This is a genomic window from Burkholderia sp. MSMB1826, assembly GCF_001526325.1.
GTDB lineage: Bacteria > Pseudomonadota > Gammaproteobacteria > Burkholderiales > Burkholderiaceae > Burkholderia.
Genome location: NZ_LOYN01000050.1, coordinates 240,819 through 257,198, shown reverse-complemented (window position 1 = coordinate 257,198; position 16,380 = coordinate 240,819). Strand labels below are relative to the sequence as shown.

The 16,380-nt window shown below is 67.4% G+C and carries 15 protein-coding genes; 4 read left to right on the top strand and 11 right to left on the bottom strand.

Going from position 1 to position 16,380, the window contains the following annotated elements; genetic code table 11:
• Positions 1 to 56: 56 nt before the first annotated feature.
• Positions 57 to 962, bottom strand: a complete 906-nt coding sequence (locus WS95_RS28905) for a LysR family transcriptional regulator (protein WP_059827466.1) — start codon at positions 960 to 962, stop codon at positions 57 to 59.
• Positions 963 to 1,058: 96 nt separating this feature from the next.
• Between WS95_RS28905 and WS95_RS28900 the strand changes: the two genes are divergently transcribed.
• Positions 1,059 to 1,673 carry an NIPSNAP family protein gene (locus WS95_RS28900; RefSeq protein ID WP_034209028.1) on the top strand — a complete coding sequence of 205 codons (615 nt, stop codon included), beginning with the start codon at positions 1,059 to 1,061 and terminating at the stop codon, positions 1,671 to 1,673.
• 20 nt (positions 1,674 to 1,693) lie between these two features.
• On the opposite strand, the gene WS95_RS28895 is transcribed toward WS95_RS28900, so the two are convergent.
• Positions 1,694 to 2,944: an ATP-grasp domain-containing protein gene (locus tag WS95_RS28895; protein WP_052100399.1), complete on the bottom strand. Its 1,251-nt coding sequence runs from the start codon at positions 2,942 to 2,944 to the stop codon at positions 1,694 to 1,696.
• 36 nt (positions 2,945 to 2,980) lie between these two features.
• Positions 2,981 to 3,925, bottom strand: a complete 945-nt coding sequence (locus tag WS95_RS28890) for a hypothetical protein (RefSeq protein WP_059827464.1) — start codon at positions 3,923 to 3,925, stop codon at positions 2,981 to 2,983.
• 150 nt (positions 3,926 to 4,075) lie between these two features.
• On the opposite strand from WS95_RS28890, the gene WS95_RS28885 reads away from it, so the two are divergent.
• Positions 4,076 to 4,951 (top strand): LysR family transcriptional regulator, encoded by an 876-nt coding sequence (locus tag WS95_RS28885; RefSeq protein WP_059827462.1) that lies wholly within the window; start codon positions 4,076 to 4,078, stop codon positions 4,949 to 4,951.
• Positions 4,952 to 4,984: 33 nt separating this feature from the next.
• On the opposite strand, the gene WS95_RS28880 is transcribed toward WS95_RS28885, so the two are convergent.
• Positions 4,985 to 6,253 (bottom strand): ATP-grasp domain-containing protein, encoded by a 1,269-nt coding sequence (locus WS95_RS28880; RefSeq protein WP_034209031.1) that lies wholly within the window; start codon positions 6,251 to 6,253, stop codon positions 4,985 to 4,987.
• A 53-nt stretch (positions 6,254 to 6,306) separates the two neighbouring features.
• On the bottom strand, positions 6,307 to 7,749 hold the full coding sequence (locus WS95_RS28875) for an MFS transporter (RefSeq protein WP_059827460.1): 1,443 nt from the start codon (positions 7,747 to 7,749) through the stop codon (positions 6,307 to 6,309).
• 414 nt (positions 7,750 to 8,163) lie between these two features.
• Here WS95_RS28875 and WS95_RS28870 point away from each other — a divergent pair, with 414 nt between their 5' ends.
• Together WS95_RS28870 and WS95_RS28865 are read left to right on the top strand one after the other, a co-directional pair.
• On the top strand, positions 8,164 to 9,285 hold the full coding sequence (locus WS95_RS28870) for a TauD/TfdA family dioxygenase (RefSeq protein WP_059827458.1): 1,122 nt from the start codon (positions 8,164 to 8,166) through the stop codon (positions 9,283 to 9,285).
• A 99-nt stretch (positions 9,286 to 9,384) separates the two neighbouring features.
• Complete coding sequence (locus WS95_RS28865) at positions 9,385 to 10,326, top strand: ABC transporter substrate-binding protein (protein ID WP_059827456.1); 942 nt, start codon at positions 9,385 to 9,387, stop codon at positions 10,324 to 10,326.
• A gap of 136 nt (positions 10,327 to 10,462) precedes the next feature.
• Here the strand turns inward: WS95_RS28865 and WS95_RS28860 are convergent, their stop codons facing one another.
• From WS95_RS28860 to WS95_RS28835, 6 genes are all read right to left on the bottom strand, one after another.
• Entirely contained in the window at positions 10,463 to 10,981 is a 519-nt protein-coding gene (locus WS95_RS28860; RefSeq protein WP_059827455.1) for an AidA/PixA family protein, read from the bottom strand.
• A 69-nt stretch (positions 10,982 to 11,050) separates the two neighbouring features.
• Positions 11,051 to 11,554: an inclusion body family protein gene (locus tag WS95_RS28855; protein ID WP_034209036.1), complete on the bottom strand. Its 504-nt coding sequence runs from the start codon at positions 11,552 to 11,554 to the stop codon at positions 11,051 to 11,053.
• Positions 11,555 to 11,848: 294 nt separating this feature from the next.
• Complete coding sequence (locus WS95_RS28850; RefSeq protein ID WP_034209037.1) at positions 11,849 to 12,232, bottom strand: GtrA family protein; 384 nt, start codon at positions 12,230 to 12,232, stop codon at positions 11,849 to 11,851.
• Positions 12,233 to 12,244: 12 nt separating this feature from the next.
• Positions 12,245 to 13,288 (bottom strand): glycosyltransferase family 2 protein, encoded by a 1,044-nt coding sequence (locus WS95_RS28845; RefSeq protein ID WP_034209038.1) that lies wholly within the window; start codon positions 13,286 to 13,288, stop codon positions 12,245 to 12,247.
• A gap of 24 nt (positions 13,289 to 13,312) precedes the next feature.
• On the bottom strand, positions 13,313 to 14,692 hold the full coding sequence (locus tag WS95_RS28840) for a glycosyltransferase family 87 protein (RefSeq protein ID WP_059827452.1): 1,380 nt from the start codon (positions 14,690 to 14,692) through the stop codon (positions 13,313 to 13,315).
• Positions 14,689 to 15,927, bottom strand: coding sequence for a glycosyltransferase family 87 protein (locus WS95_RS28835; RefSeq protein ID WP_059827451.1), 1,239 nt, complete (start codon positions 15,925 to 15,927; stop codon positions 14,689 to 14,691). The genes WS95_RS28840 and WS95_RS28835 overlap by 4 nt, the downstream gene beginning before the upstream one ends.
• Positions 15,928 to 16,380 lie beyond the last annotated feature (453 nt).

Sequence of the window (16,380 nt, the reverse complement as noted above, 5' to 3'; positions counted from 1 at the left end):
GCTTGCGTCGACAGGTTTTTGTCAGCTGATCGATGGGTCTCTCGTAAACGATTCGCCTATTCGGCGCCGAACCGTTCGACCACGAATTCGGTAAAGCTGCGAAGCTTCGGCGATTTCCGCCGCTCCTGCAGATACAGAAGATTCATCGGCCGTTCCGGCGCGGCGAAGTCCGGCATGATCTCGACGAGGCGCGCGTCGCGAATGTCGTCGCGTATCAACATGGACGGAAGCATCGCGATACCGAGCCCTCTCAATGCCGCCCGGCGCAACGCGTCCGCACTGTCGATTTTCAGCCTGCCGTCCACGGCGATGCTCGTCGGCCCGTCCGGACCTTCCAGCATCCATCGAGGTTGCGCCGCGTGCCATTCCGATCGGGGCGGATACGCATACGTCAGGCATTGATGCTCGGCAAGCGCTTGCGGCGTAGTCGGCGCACCGTGTTCGCGAACGTAAGCGGGCGACGCGCACAGCACCAGCCGATAGGGCGCCAGCGGCCGCGCCACCACATCCGGGTTGGCGAGCGCACCGATGCGAATGGCTGCCTCGAAACCGTCGTCGAACAGATCGGCGAGCGAGTCGGTTGCGACGATATCGAGCTGGACCTCGGGGTAGCGCCGGTAATAGTCCGCGAGCGCGGGAACCAGGCACTCGTTCGTAAACACGACGGGCGCAGTCACGCGCAAACGCCCTCGCGGCTGCTGGAGGTGAGCGAGCGCAAGCTGTTCCGTGTCGTCGACCAGGCCGAGGACTTCGACGCATCGCTCGTAGTAAGCGTGGCCGAACGCGCTGACTTTCTGCTTACGGGTCGTGCGGTGCACGAGGACCGCGCCCAGCCGATTTTCCAAAGCCTGAAGGTAGTTGCCGACCATGGTCGGCGACAGGTTGGACGCTTGCGCGGCTGCGGTCAGGCTACCCGTTTCCACGATACGGACGAATACGGCCATCGCCTTGAGGAGATCCATTGCGCAATGGTACTGGATTCTGTTTCAAGGCGACGCACGTTTATCGGCTACCGGTTTGGAAATAGATTGCGATATCCGAACGACAGGAGAGCAGAAATGCCGTATGAACTTACGACGTTGTCGTGTCCGCTTACGGACCAGGACAGGGTGTCCCGCCGTGCGCATCGCTGGGTGTCGGATGCCGACGCGCGAGGGCGCCTGCTGGGCGCATGGCGCACGGAAATCGGCGAGCTGTCGCGGATTGTCGTGCTGCGTGGCTTCGAGACGATGGATGAATTGCAGCATGAACGCAATCGGGCATTGCGCGCCGAGCGACCTTTCGGAATTGAAAGCGCGTCCGTTCGATTGGCGATGGAAAGCTATGCGCTGTTTCCTTTTCTGCCCGACGTCGAACCGGCGGCATTCGGCGGCTTCTACGAGATTCGCCGCTACTGGCTGAAAGCCGGCGGTATTGCGCCGACCATTTCCGCGTGGGAGTGTGCGATAGGTCCGGCCCACGCCTATACGTCACATCTCGTTTGCAACCTGTACGCGCTAGATGGACCGCCGCGCATCACGCACATTTGGGGATTCTCGAGTCTGGAAGAACGCATGGCGTTGAGAAAGCGGCACTATGCGGAGGGTCTTTGGCCTCCGACGGGCGGTCCGGAGCAGATCGAAAGCGCGACGTCGACGATCGGCTTGCCGGAGGCGTGGTCGCCGCTGCACTGAATGCGCTGTGGGCGCGCGTGTCACGCTATTTCTCCGGCGGAAGGATTCAGATCGGGAGACGGAGCCGCCGCCCGCGTCGGTTGCACGACGGTTCGGCGCTCGGCCGCCGAACCCGAGTCCTCCGGCGAACCATGCGCAGCCGGCAACGCAACGCGCACATAAAGAAACGCGCGCCGTTCTCGATCGGGCAGCACTTGCGGCCCATAGCTGATCCTGACCGCGCCGTCGTCGATCTCGCCGGCCTGCGCGAACCGCCACGCACCGGGATCGCTGTCGAGCAGGAATTCGGCGCGCGCATACGCGTGCGGCTCGAACAGCTCGGGAATCGTCACCGTCCGTCCATCGAGCTTGTCGAGCAACGCTTCGACCACGTTGAAGCCGTAGCCGTCGCGCACGATGTCGCAGATGAAGCTGCCCGCGATGCGCGGATTCAGTTCGATCACGTGCGGCACGCCGTCGTGCACGATGCAGTCGAGATGCACGGGCCCCCACGTGAGCCCGGCGGCGGCCGTCGCGCGCGCGCCGACGTCGATCAGCGCGCGCAGCGTGTCGGCGTCGAGATCGAGTTCGGATGTATACCCGCGCTCGAGAAAACCGGCGCCGTGCCGCTTCAGCTTGCGCAGCGCGCCGACGTAGCGGCCGTCGAAATACTCGACGCAGTATTCGCTGCCCTCCAGGAATTCCTCGATGACGACGCGTTCGGTCGCACGCGAAGCGGCATCGGCGTGCATGGCGGCGAGCGCGTCCAGCTGCGCGCGCACGGCGGCCACGTCCTCGCAGCGGCGCACGCCGTCGCTCGCGGAGCCTTCCGACGGCTTGACGACGACCGGAAAGCGCAACGCGGCCGCCGCGGCCGCGAGCGCCGCCGGCGCGGCCAGCGTGCCCGCGACGAATTGCGCGGCCGGGATCCCGTGCGTGGCGAGCAATGCCTTCTGGTTCGACTTCGACACTGCGTGCGCGACGTGCCGTGCATCGGGGCCGGGCAGCCCGAGCGCATCGGCGACCCATGCGGCGGTGCGTGCATAGGTGTCGTGCGCGGTCGTCACGCGCAGCGTGTCGAGTTCGTCCGCGAAGCGCGCGCGCAGCCAGCCGGCGAGCTGGTTGGCGTCGGGCGCGAGATTGACCGTCTCGACGCCGTCGGGAAACACGCCGTCGAGACGATGGCCGGGCGCGGTAACGACGGTCACGGCCGCCTGGCGTGCGAGGGCGGCGCGCACCAGCGCGACGCTGCTGCCGGTGGCGCGTGCGCCGATCACGATGAGTCGCTTCATGACGAATCCTTGATCGAGGGCGGAAGAGGAAGCCGGCTAGCGGGGGCGCCGGCGCAGCTGCTGCGCTTCGAGGCGCGGCAGCAGATGCTGGACGACGCGCGGCAGCGTATAGATCGGCAACTGCGCGCACGCGAACACGAGCGCCATGGTCGGCGTCGCGGCCAGCCCGAGCGCCGCCCACATCAGCCCGACGTTGCGATTGGCGACGATCAGCGCGACGTTCAGGCGCGTGCGGACGTCGCCGGGCGTGAGCCCGTACGCGACGATCTGGAAACCCGCGTTGACGGCGAATGCGAGGGCGATCGCGGTTAGTGCGCGGTGCGGGGCGTCGATGATCGACTGCTGCATGCCGGCCATCGTGCCGAGCGCGAATATCAACAGCGCGGCGACGACGATCGCGTCGATCGGCGTCGCGTGGCGCGCGAGCCGCGCGCCGGCAAAGCGCCGCACGAGCAACGCGACGCCCTCGGCGCTGCCGATCAGCAGCGCGAGCCGCAGCGCGAGGCTCGACGGCGAGATCGACACAGCCGCGTCGTGGCTGAACCAGGCCGTCAGCAACGGGGCGGTCATCGGCACGAACACCATCGACGCGAGGGTCGCGACGAGCGCGACGCTGGCGTCGAGCGACAGCATGCGTGCGATCGTCGACGTGCCGCTCGACGGCGGCGCGCAGTACGCGATCACCAGCGCCACGACCCAGTCGTACGGCAGGCCGGCGAACCGCGCGGCGATGCCGAGCGCGACCGGGCACGCGATCATCGTCATGGCGGGCAGCAGCAGCGACACGGCGGGACGCCGCGCTACCGCGCGCACGGCGCTCGGCTCGACGCGCAGCAGCGTGCCGAGCACGAACAGGAACACGGTCGCGGGCATCAGCGGCCGCGCGAGGTCGGCCAGCGGCGGCGCCAGCAGCCCGAGGCCGACGCCGCACGCGAGCACGGTCGGGCCGCGCCGCACCAACGCGGCGATCAGTGCGCGCACGGGCGAACCTCGGGCCGGCGGCGAGCCGGAGTGAAGCCGAAGCGGGCGGCGGATGGCATGCGGATTCCCTGGAAGCGGACAGCTTAGGCTAATCCGGATGATTGGCGAAGTAAAATGATATAAACTGAATCTGTAACAAGAGAAAGTGATATGAACATCCCTCTCCTCGAAACTTTCCGGGCCGTCGTGCAGGAAGGCAGCGCGTTGCGCGCGGCCGAACGGCTCGGCTGCACGCAATCGAACGTCACGGCGCGGCTGCGCCAGCTCGAAGAGTCGCTCGACGCGCCGCTGTTCGATCGACACGGCAAGCGGCTGGTGCTGAACGATGCCGGGCGCCGGCTGATTCCGTATTGCGACCGCATCCTGCGTCTCGTCGACGAAGCGACGCAGGTGGTGCGCGAAACGCCGGTGGCCCGCGGCTTGCGGCTGGGGTCGATGGAAAGCACGGCCGCCACGCGGCTGCCGGCGCTGGCCGCCGCGCTGAAGGAGCGCGATCCGGCGCTCGGCCTCGCGGTGCAGATCGGCAGCGAGCCGGACCTGGCCGACGCGCTGTTGCGCGGCCGGATCGACGCGGCGCTCACCGCGCGCGCGGTCGTGCGGCCCGGGCTGCGTTACGAGCCCGCGTTCGCGGAAGACATGGTGCTGGCGAGCGCGGCGACCGTCACGCGCCGGCAACTGTTGGCCGACAACACGGTGCGCTTGCTCGCGTTTCACGACGGCTGCCCGTATCGCGCGGTCGCGGAGCACTGGCTGAAGGCGCGCGGTGTCGCGATCGAATCGGTGTCGTCGTTCGGCACGTTCGGCGCGATCCTCGGCTGCGTCGCGGCCGGGATGGGCGTCGCGATCCTGCCGAAGCGGATCACGGCCGAGCACGTGGCGCGCAAGGAGCTGCGCACGCATGCGTTCGACGATCTCGGCAGCGTGACCACCTACCTCGTCACGCCCGACGAAGCGCCTGCGCTGCCCGAACTCGACGCATTGCGCGCGGTGCTCGGCCGGCAGGCCGGTGCGCTGCTCGCACGCTGATACGAGACTGCGCGGCCCTGGCGTGAACACGCGCTAGGCCGGCGCGACCGCGCCTTCGTCCGCGAAGAAGTCGGCCTCGATTTCGCGAATCCGCCGGCAATCCTCGAGCAGCCGCTCGAAGGTCGGGCTGTAGAGGCCGACCGTGCCGAGCGCCGTCTGCAGGTCGGTGGTCACGCGCAGCGAGTCGCCGACCTTGACCCACTGCTTGAGCCCGACGAACGACGGCAGCGCCTGGATCGCCTGCCACGTGAAATCCTGCCGCAGCACGCCGTTGCGCGACGACAGCAACAGCACGTGCCCGCAGTACCCGCGAAAATCCGTCGGCGCGGCGACGTCGCCGAACAGCCGCTCCGGATGCAGCACGGCTTCGACGGCGGCCGACACGTGATTCTCGCCGCTGACCGCGCTCGTCAGCCGCGGATCGAGGCTGCCGTGCAGACGGGCGTTCAGCTCGACGATCGTCGGGCCGTCGGCCGTATCGAACAGTTCCAGATGGGTCGGCCCGAAGCGCACGTCCAGCGCGTCGAGCACGTCGGCCGCATAGTCGAGCAGCGGCGCGTAGCGCGGATCGGTGTGGTTCAGCACCAGCATCTTGTCGAGCCGCGGCGCGTGCGTGCGGTCGCGATGCACCTCCCACAGGCTGACCACGCGATGGCGGCCCTCGAACGACACCGAGTCGACGATGTATTCCTGCCCCTCGGAATAGCTCTGGATCACGATGTCGTCGTTCGGCTGGTTGTACAGCGAACGGGTGGCCAGCACGTCGCGCGCGGCGGCCTCGACCTGCGCGAGCGTCCGGCAGATCTTCACGCCGGCCACGCCCGCGCTGCGCGCCGGCTTCACCACGAGCGGCAACGTGCCGTGCGCGCGCGCCCAGTCGAGCGCTTCGTCGACCGACGTGCTGTGAAAGTGCGCGGGCGCGCGCAGCCCGGCCTGACGAATGCGTTCGTTCATCGCGAACTTGTCGCGTCGCGCGGCGGAGGTCGCGAGCGGGTTGCGAAACGGCACGTCGAGCCGCTCGGCCAGCGTATCGGCCAGCTCGAGCGCCGCGTCGAGGCCGTGCAGCACCGCGCCGATGCGCAGGTCGCTCAGTTGCGCGAGCGTCGCGTCGATGTCGCCGCGATGCTGGACCTGCCGGATGTAGTCGGACGGCACGAACTGGTTTCGGTAGATTGCCGGCAGATCGGGGTCGCTGATCACATGCGCGCAACGGATGCCGTATGCGCGAAACGCGGGGGCCAGGTAAGCGGCGGTCGACGCGCCGTCGACGATCAGGACGGTATCGATGAAGCGATGCTGCATGGATTCCTCGCTCGGATGGGGGATCGGGTGAAGGAGGCGGGGCGCCGGCGTGCTCAGGCCCGCGTGCCGGTATCGGCCGGGTCGCCGGGCCAGCGCACCGCCAGCACGACACAGGCCGCGACGAGCACGGCCGCCACGGCGAACGCGCGCGCCGCGCCGGTCGCGATGGCCGCGCCCTGGCCGGCGACCAGCGCGCCGAGCGTCGCGACGCCGATCGCGGCGCCCACCTGGCGTGCGGTATTGAGGATCGCGGACGCAGTGGCCGAGCGCCCGGCCTCGACACTGCCGAGCATCGTCGACGTCAGCGCGGGAATCGCGATGCCGCCGCCGATCGCCATCGCCGCGAGCCCCGGCGCCAGCAACGCGTACGGCGCGTGCGCGGCGAGCGTCCGCCACAGCCATACATAGCCGGCGAGCGACACGGCGAGACCGACGATGACGGTCGCGCGAAACCCGTAGCGGACCGCGAGCCGAGCGCTCGCGATGTTGGCGAGCATGATGATCGTGAGCGGCGCGAGCGCGAGCCCCGATTCGGTCGCGGTGAAGCCGCGCGCGTTCTGGAAATAGACACTCAGCGAGAAGATCAGCCCGTAGAACGCCGCATTCGTGATCGCGCCGATCGCGAGCACGCCCGGCACGCGCGCGATCCGGAAGAACGCGAGCGGCAGCATCGGCGCGCTCGCGCGCCGCTCGATCGCGACGAACGACGCGCCGAGCGCGACCGACGCGATCAGTGCGCCGGCCGCATACGGATCGCCGATCCCGTACGCCCCGGCCCGGATGATGCCGCCCGTCAGCAGTCCGAGCACGAGCACCGCGACGATCTGGCCGGCCGGATCGAACAGCCGCGTGCGCGCGGCGGCCGAATCCTGCACGTGGCGCAGCGTGAGCCACAGCCCGAGCGCGCAGATCGGCAGGTTGATGAAGAAGATCGCGCGCCAGCCGAGCGAATCGATCAGCAGGCCGCCGAGCGTCGGTCCGGCCGCGCTGATCGCGCCGCCCGTCGCGCTCCACCATGCGACGGCTTTCACGCGCGCGGCGGCATCGCTGGCGCACGCATGCGTGATGAGCGCGAGCGACGTGGGCAGGATCATCGCGGCGCCGACGCCTTGCGCGATCCGCGCGGCAACCAGCGCCGCCAGCGACGGCGCGAGCGCGCAGCCGAGCGACGCGAGCAGGAACAGCGCAAGGCCGTACGCGAACAGTCGACGGCTGCCGAAACGGTCGGCCAGCGTGCCGGACGTCAGCAGCAGCGCGGCGAACGACAGCGTATAGGCATCGACGATCCACTGCAGCCCGTGGACGCTCGATCCGAACGCGTGGCCGAGACTCGGGATCGCGACGTTGACCACGGTCACGTCGAGCTGGACGATCGCGAAGCCGAGGCTCGCGGCGGCGACGGTCGGGAGGATGGCGCGCAGCGATGCGCGGGGCGATTCCGCGACGGCGATCGGCGTGCGCTCGACGCGGTCGAGCGCCGGGGCACGATCGCTCATCGCGACTCCCGGGGCGTACGGGGTGTGTAGGGCGTATAGGGCGTGCGGGACGGCAGGCGGTATCGGTTCATCGGGCGGGTTTCCGTAAGGCGGACGAGGGAAGCCGGCTGCCCGTCGGGCGCCGGCCGCGGCGTCGAATCCGACGGAAAAATAGCATCGACCCGTTAGCGAATACAAATAATAAGCAGCGATTTTTTAACAAGTATTTGTGTTAAAGGGCGATGCAAGCGAGATGAACCGGTTCCGGCAGGATTGCTGAACTTATATCGATAATGTTCGTTTGCAATCGAATTAATATCATTTCGCAATGCAATGCCGGTCTCCTAGTCTTGTCGAGCGCTTCGTCCCGAGGACGGCGGAGCGCGGCGGCGATGCCACGCCGCTCTTCGAACCAGATCTTTATACGAGAGACTTATGACCTATCTCGCAGATGAACGCATCGCTTTGACGGCAGCGGAATCCGCCCACATCCGCAAGACGCTCGGCGCGCTGGATTACGACCCGGCCGGCGGCGCAGGCTATATCAGCGCGGTCCGCAAGCTGGCCTACAACGCGTTTCCCGACCGGATCGTCGACGCATTCGATCGGGCGAAGGCGCCGACCGCGGACGCGCACGGCTCGATCGAGATCGACAACCTGCCGATCGACGACGGCGTGAACGGCAGCCCGCGATTCGAGGAAACCGGCCGCTCGTTCAAGGCCGGCGTGTTGAGCGAGAACGTGCTGGTCGCATTGAGCACGCTGGCGGGCGAGCCGTACTCGATCGCGCACGAAGGCCGCGAGCTGGTGAACAACCTGACGCCGCACAAGGCGACCGCGCGCGACTATACGGGCCTCGGCTCCGAGGTCGAACTCGATTTCCATATCGAGAACGCCGCGCAGGCGCACATGCCGGAAGGCGACACGTCGCCGTTCGCGCTGCTGCTGCTCGGCGTGCGCAGCGAGGCCGGCGGCGGCCCGTACACGCGGCTCGCCGATGCGCGCCGCGCGCTTCAATTGCTGTCGCCGGACGATATTGCGCAACTCTACGGCCAGCACTACATCATTCGCGTGCCGTACCGATGGCGTGGCGCGACGCCGACGCCGCGCGACAACACCGACCTGAGCGCCGTGCTGTCGGGGCCGCTCGATGCGCCGCGCGTGACGGTCGCGTTCTATCCGGACATGGTGCTGGCGGTCAATGCGCGCGCGCAGGAAGCGCTGGCCAACCTGTATCGCGCGGTGCGCGAAGTGTCGTTCGGCGTGCAGGTGTCGCCCGGCAAGCTGGTGCTGATCAACAACCACTTCACGCTGCATTCGCGCGATCGCTTCGATCCGCAGTACGACGAGAACGATCGCGCGTTCCGCTGGGTGCAGCGCGTGTTCGTCGCGCGCAGCCTGTGGAATTTCCGCGCGTTCACGCCGCTGCAGGCGCGCGTGTTCGACCCGAAAGCGCTCTATGCGGGCGAACCGGCGCAGGCGAGGCAGCCGTCGCCGGCCGTGCAAGCCGCGCCGCCGCGCGCGGCCGCGGTCGAACTCGAAGCGGCGCCTGCGTGAGCGACCCGGCGTGGCAGCGACTGGCGCCGAACGTTGCCGGCCCGCTGCCCGCACGCTTCGTTTCCTGCATCGTCGAATCAATACAGGATTCCACAAGACATGAGAAGAACCGTTTTTCCCGTTGCGCGCATCGCCCGCGTGCTGGCCGTCGCGCTGATTGCCGGGAGCGCCGTCGCCGCGCAGGCGACGTCGTTCGACCTGAGTCCCGAGCAGCCGGCCCGGCAGCGCGGCGCCGTGAACCCGGCGGTCGAGCAGGCGCTGCCGGCCGGCTTCCGGTTTGCCGAAGCGAACACGCTGACGATCGGCATCGCGCCGAATCTGCCGCCGCTCAGCACCTATGCGACCGACGCACGCACGGTGGTCGGCTTCGATCCCGATCTCGCGCAACTGATCGCGGACAGTATCGGCCGCAAGCTGAAGATCGTGCCGCTCGCGTGGGCCGATTGGCCGCTCGCGCTGCAGTCCGGCAAGGTCGACGCGGTGATCTCGAACGTGACGGTCACCGAGCAGCGCAAGGAGAAATTCGATTTCTCGACCTACCGGAAGGACCAGCTCGGCTTCTACGTGAAGATCGGCAGCAAGCTGGCGGCGATCCGAGAGCCGAAGGATGTCGCCGGGTTGCGTGTCGTGACCGATTCGGGCACGAACCAGGAAAAGATCCTGCTCGAATGGAACCGGCAGAACGTCGCGCACGGTCTCGCACCCGTCGAGATCCAGTATTACGCGGATGCGGCCGAGCGCTGGGTCGCGCTGCAGTCGGGCCGCGTCGACACGATCTTCAGCGTGAACTCGATGCTCGCGTATCAGGCGTCGCTGCGTGGCGATGCGAAGCTGATCGGCACCGTCAGCGGCGGCTGGCCGCGCACCGCGGACATCGCGATCACGACCCGCAAGGGCAGCGGCCTCGCCGGGCCGCTGACGCTCGCGATCAATGCGCTGATCGCCAACGGCAGCTACCGGAAGGCGCTCGATCACTGGCGGCTGGACGCCGAGGCGATCGACCGGTCGCAGACCAATCCGCCGGGGTTGCCGCGCACCTGAATCCGGCATGCGGCGGCGCCCACGCGAACATCGTCGTAGTCGTTGTCGGCGCCGTCCTCCGCCGCGATCGCGTTGAAGCCGGTACGCGGCGGCAGCGTGAAATAGCCGTCGCGATCCGCTATGGCGTGACGCCGGGCTATTTCGTGTCGGGCGAGCTGGCGGCGATCTCGATCGCCGTTTCCCAGCGGAAATAGCCCGATACGGCGCCGTCGCGATCGAGCACGGCGAAATCGGCCGTGCACGTGGTGGCGCCCGCGGCGAGCACCTCGCTGCGCCAGAAGTGGTCTTTCATCGGCCGACACGACGGATGCAGCAGGTCGTCGCCGTCCGGCACCGGCATGGCGGCGTCGCGGATTTCCGCTTCGATCGGCGCGACGATGCCGGCGTCTTTCAGCGCGAACCGGACGAACAGCACGGTCACCTCCGCACGTAGCGCGAGCGCGGTTTCGCGCAGACGAAGCTGGTCGCCCGGTTGCAGGCCGGCGAAGAACTTGCTGTCGTTGTGACCGAGCCGACTGTCGCCGGGGCTTATCACGTAGATGTGCCGGCCGTCGATGACGGTTGGCGTATCGGCGTTCCGGCTCGCATCGGGGTGGGCCGACAGCAGCGTGGCGGCGTCGACGATCGCGAGAACATCGCAACGAAGACCAGACATGAGCGCTTCCTCCGCAACAAGGGAATGACACGGGCGGCCGTGCGGCCACCCGCTTGCCGCGATCGACGATCAGTTGTGGATCGAAATGAACGGATCCCACTGATAGCAGCCCAGCGACTGACAGTTGCGATCGATGATCTGGAAGTAGAAGTGGTAGGTCACGCGGCCCTCCGACAGCGTTTCCGACGACCAGTAATAGTTGTCGACCTTCTGGCAGGTCGGCGTCGACGGCGAGCTCGGATTCGGAATCGGGATCGACGCGGTGGCCTTGCGCGGCGTCGGCGGCGAGATCAGGTCCTTGCCTTGATTCGCGATGAAGCCGTAGAAAATGACCTGTTTTTCGAAGCCGAGCGACAGGCTCGTTTCGCGCCAGCGGATCAGGTCGCCCACCTGCGCTTTCAGGTCGAGCTCGCCGCCCGCCTGCCCGGAAACCACGTTGTCCTGGTTGGTGACCATGTACACGTGCTTCCAGTCGATCAGCGTCGGGTTTTTCGGATCCCGGCTGGGATTCGGATATTTCTGGAGAATGGTTTCGGTATCGAACGAGACGAGCACATCGGTAACGCGTGACATAGAAGCTCCCGTTTAAAGTAATGGAACTTATCGTTGCGCGAATTGCTTCGTGCGGCCGCCATCGCATTGTGCTGCAAGGGTTTTCGCCGGTTTCGACGCATGCAGAAGCGACGGCGAATGCAGGTTATCCCGTTTGATTGAACGTGGAAGCTGTAAAAGTAAACAGGTCGATAAAATAATTTATCGGGGTAATTTTGAAATCGGAATCAATCGAATCGATGCGTTACATAAATATAGCGACATTGAATCTGTTAATTGATTGTCCGATTATTGGCGGGAACGGGGAAAGGGCGCTTACCGGTACGTCCAGAGCCGGTGCAGCACGAACGTCGTCGGCGGGATCAGCAGCGCGATCGCGACGACGCCCATCGCGCGCGACGCACCCAGCGCCTCGGCGGCGCGCGCGAGCAGCATCGTTTCGACGAAGCCGGCGAGCGTGACCGCGAGAAAGCGCAGCGCGTTGCGGGCGTGCACCGTCGACGAGAAGCTCCACAGCGTATTCGCCAGATACGAGAACGCGGTCGCGCAGAGGAACGCGACCGCATTCGCGCTCACCTGCGTCGCATCGAGCAGCGCGAACAGCGCCGTCGCGACCAGCGTGTGGATCGCGGTCGAGCAGAGACCGGACACGCCGAAGCGCACGAGCCGCGTGCGCTCGGCCTGGAGCAGGCCGATCATGGCAAGCGCACGTCAGCGTGCGCCGATGCGCGCCCTGGCCGGCTGCGCGCGCCGGCGGGGCGGCTGGCGGCGGGCGTCGCGCGCGACCGGCAGTTCGATCACCTTGCCGTGCGCCTGGTAGCGGCGGCGGATCAGGTAGACGGGCCGTTGCTTCGATTCGTCGTAGATTCGCCCGACGTATTCGCCGACGACGCCGATTCCGATCAGCTCGATGCCCCCGATGAACAGCGTGACCGAGATCAGCGACGCGTAGCCCAGCACCGGATTGCCGAACAGCAGCGTGCGCAGGATGATGAACGTGCCGTACAGGAACGCGAGCGCCGCGATGCCGACGCCGATGTAGGTCCAGCTGCGCAGCGGCACGGTGCTGAAGCTGGTGATGCCTTCCAGCGCGAAATTCCACAGCTTCCAGCCGGAGAACTTCGAGTGCCCGGCGCTGCGCGGATCGCGCTGGTACTCGACGATCACGGTCTTGTAGCCGACCCACGCGAACAGCCCTTTCATGAAGCGGTGCCGCTCGGGAAGGTTGCGCAGCGCGTTCACGACCTTGCGGTCCATCAACCGAAAATCGCCGACGTTCTCCGGCAGCTTCACGTCCGACAGCAGGTTGTGAACGCGGTAGTAGATCGCGGCGGCGGTGCGCTTCGCGAACGAATCGCACGCGCGGTTGCTGCGCTTGGCCGCGACGACCTCCGCGCCGTCGCGCCAGTGGTCGATCAGCACCGGAATCAGGCTCGGCGGGTCCTGCAGGTCGGCGTCGAGCGGGATCACCGCGTCGCCGGCGGCTTCGTCGAGGCCGGCCGTCAGCGCGGCCTCCTTGCCGAAATTGCGGGTGAGATCGATGACGCGCACGCGCCGCTCGGCGGCGCCGATCCGGACGAGGCGTTCGAGCGTGTCGTCGCGGCTGCCGTCGTTCACGCAGACGATCTCGAAGCGGATCGCGTCGATCGCGCTCAACAACGGAATCACGACGTCGAAGAAGCGCTCGACGGCTTCGCCTTCGTTGTAGAACGGCACGACCAGCGAGACGAGCGGCGTGTAGATGGATTCCCGCATGATGATTCCCCTTGTGATGTCGCTTTACCGGCTGGCGCCGAACGTCGGGCGGCCGGTGCGGCGCATGCCGTGCGCCGGGCGGTGGTGCGGTCGGACCGGGTGCGCGAATGCGGTCTCGGTCGAGCTGTCGCGCGCATCGGGCATCGACGGCACGTCGCGTCGTTCCCGCGCGATCCGGCCGACGAGGAGCGCGAGCGACGCGAGCGTCACGAGCGGCATGAACTGGAACGACAGATGCGGCACGATCGCGAGGCCCGCGAGCGGCATCGGCCACAGCAGCATCAGCCATTCGCGATCGAAGTGCCGCCAGCCGTGCGTCCATGCATAGCGCGCGTACCACGCGATCACGATGCCGTACCACGTCAGGTCGTAGTCGTACAGATAGGGGCTGACGAGCAGGCATGCGCACGCGAGGGTCGCGGCGCGCAGCGCGTACGAACAGGCGCCGCGCCACGCGTAGACGACGGCGATCGCGGCAGCCGCGGCCGACAGCAATTGCAGGCCGCGCGCGACGAGCGCGGACCAGCCGGCCAGCGTCGCGAGCGCGAATGCGGTCGGCATGCGCGCGAGCTGCGCATGACCGGTGCCGACGATCGTGTAGACGTCGGCGATCGTGTGCATGAACGCGAGCCACGGGCCGACGCCGAACGCGAGCGTCGCGAGCAGGGCGCCGACGATGATCGTCGCGGCCCACGCGGCCAGCGCGCGCCATTGGCCGGCGCACAGCAGCGCGAGCGGGAACAGCACCGCGAGCTGCGGCTTCATCGTCAGCAAGCCGAAGCAGATGCCGGCCACGACCGGACGGCGGTTCAGCGCGAGCAGGCCGAGGGCGGCGAGCGCAGCCGTGAAGAGGCTCGTCTGGCCGACGATCACCGTGAGGAACGCGCCGGGGAACGCCAGTGCGCACAGCCACGCGACATCGCGTTGGACGGTCGCATGGATCGCCGCGGCGAACAGCGCGAGCGTGACGCCGAGCCACAGTGCGAGCGCCAGCGTGTACGGCAGCCAGCCGAGCGGCAGCACGAGCAGCAGCATCGTCGGCGGATAGAGCCACGGTTGCGTGCCACCCGCGAGCGTCATCGTCGGTGTCGCCGACTGCTCGATCGCGAACAGCGTGGCGTAATGCCACGCATCGGCGCCGTGCCCGTGCGCGGCGAGCCACGCGGCGCTCCAGATTGGCGAGAAATCCGGCGACAGCGGCTCGGGTGCGCCGTGGTTCGACACGATCATGCGAACCAGGTAGATGCCAATGAACAGCAGCTCCGTCAGGAGCACGGCGCCCGCATAGAGGCGCACGCGGTCGCGATTGAGCCAGTGCGGACGGCGGCGCGGGCCCGCGATCGGCAGTTCCGGATGCACGTCGATGGCGGAATGCGCATGGCGGGCGAACGAGGGCGTTTTCATTGCTGGCCTCGTGTCGCCAGTGCCGTGCGACGCAGGACGACCAACAGCACCGCGAGCAGCACGACCGGCCCGATTTGCGGCAGCTTCATCAACCGGTTGAACATCTCGAAGACCGGCAGCAGCCACGCGATCACGAGGATGCCCTGGTCGCCGGGCAGCCAGCCTTCGTCGAGACCGTGCGCGATCAGACAGAAGAGCGCGATGCCGAGCCAGGTGAGTTCGTAATGCCACAGATAAGGCGTCGTCAGCAGCGTGGCGACCGCCAGCACTGCGCCGCGCAGGCGCATGTCGTGCGTGCGACGCCATACGCTGACGGCCGCGGCGATCGCGAGCAGTGCGACCGCCGCCTGCGCGGCCAGCGCGGCCGCGACCGACGCGCCCGCGAGTCGCAGTGCGGCGAACGGCGTCGGCGACGCGAGCCAGTACGACGCGAGCATGAAATGCTGCGCGCGTACCGTCGACATCGCCTGGCTCACCCCGTGCAGCGCGGCGGGGCCGGCCAGCACGACGCCGGCCGCGGCGAACAGCGCCGCGCTGATCGCCGCGGCCGCGAAGGTGCGCCACGCACGCGTCGCGATCAGCACGAACGGGAACACGACGGCGAGTTGCGGCTTGATCGCGAGCAGTCCGATCAGCACGCCCGCCACGACCGGGCGCTTGCCGAGCAGATGCAGCGCGAGCGCGGCGAGGCCGGCGGTCAGGATGCTGTTCTGGCCGAACAGCGCGGACACGCACGCCGCCGAATACGCGGCGACGACGAGCGCAGCGGCACGCGGCACGGGAAGATGCGCGCGCAGCCCCGACAAGTGCAAGACGGCGAACGCGTAGCATAAAAGACTGCCCGCGAAAAAGAGGAAGTAAGCGGGCAGGAAAGGCACGAGGGCAACCGGCGCGACGAACAGCAGCATCGTCGGCGGATAGAGCCAGGGAAGCGGCCGGCTTTGCAGCGACGCACCGAAGTGCGCGAACTCGGCCCGCGCGAACGACGAAGGGTCGTAGGCCGATGCGGCATGGCCTTGCAACACGAGATGCGATGCGGTCCAGAAGACCGAGAAGTCGGTGCCGGGGCGCGCGGTGGCGTTCGACGTGAAGCCGTCGGTCACGACGCCCCAGACGATCACCAGCGCAACGAAGAGCATCAGCATGATGCAGCTGTACGGAATGATCCGGTCGGCCGTCAGCCATTGAGCACAGCGTATTGTGCGATCGCGCGTTCCACGATTGGCTGTGTACATGATGCCCCGTCTGTCGTGTGGCCGCGTGGTCTGTCGCAGCCGTTTGATGTTGTCGTGCCCCTGCGGATCGATCGCTCTGAAACGGCGTTGTCCGGTGAATTCATTGTTGAAGAAAAAATCGCTCGATGCAAACCGCGCACGGCCGGCCGACATTGAATGTGTTCAGCGATGCGGTTGAAAACCGCCATTTCTGGTATGAGAAAACGCTGCCGCCGGAATTCGTGTTTCCGGCTTGAAACATTCCGCGATTTTTGCGGGCCGTGCATGCCGCCGGACCCGATCCGCACGCGCGGCCCGCCGCGTTCGGGAAAATCCCGAGAAAATTTTTTGGGCCCTTTGTGCAGCGCGGCGACGGGGTTTCACGCCGACCGCATGCGCTCGAACCGCATATATCAAAGTTGAAACATTTAGGCAGCCGGACGTTTGGCGGGAGGGCGTGCGGATCGCCGGAAC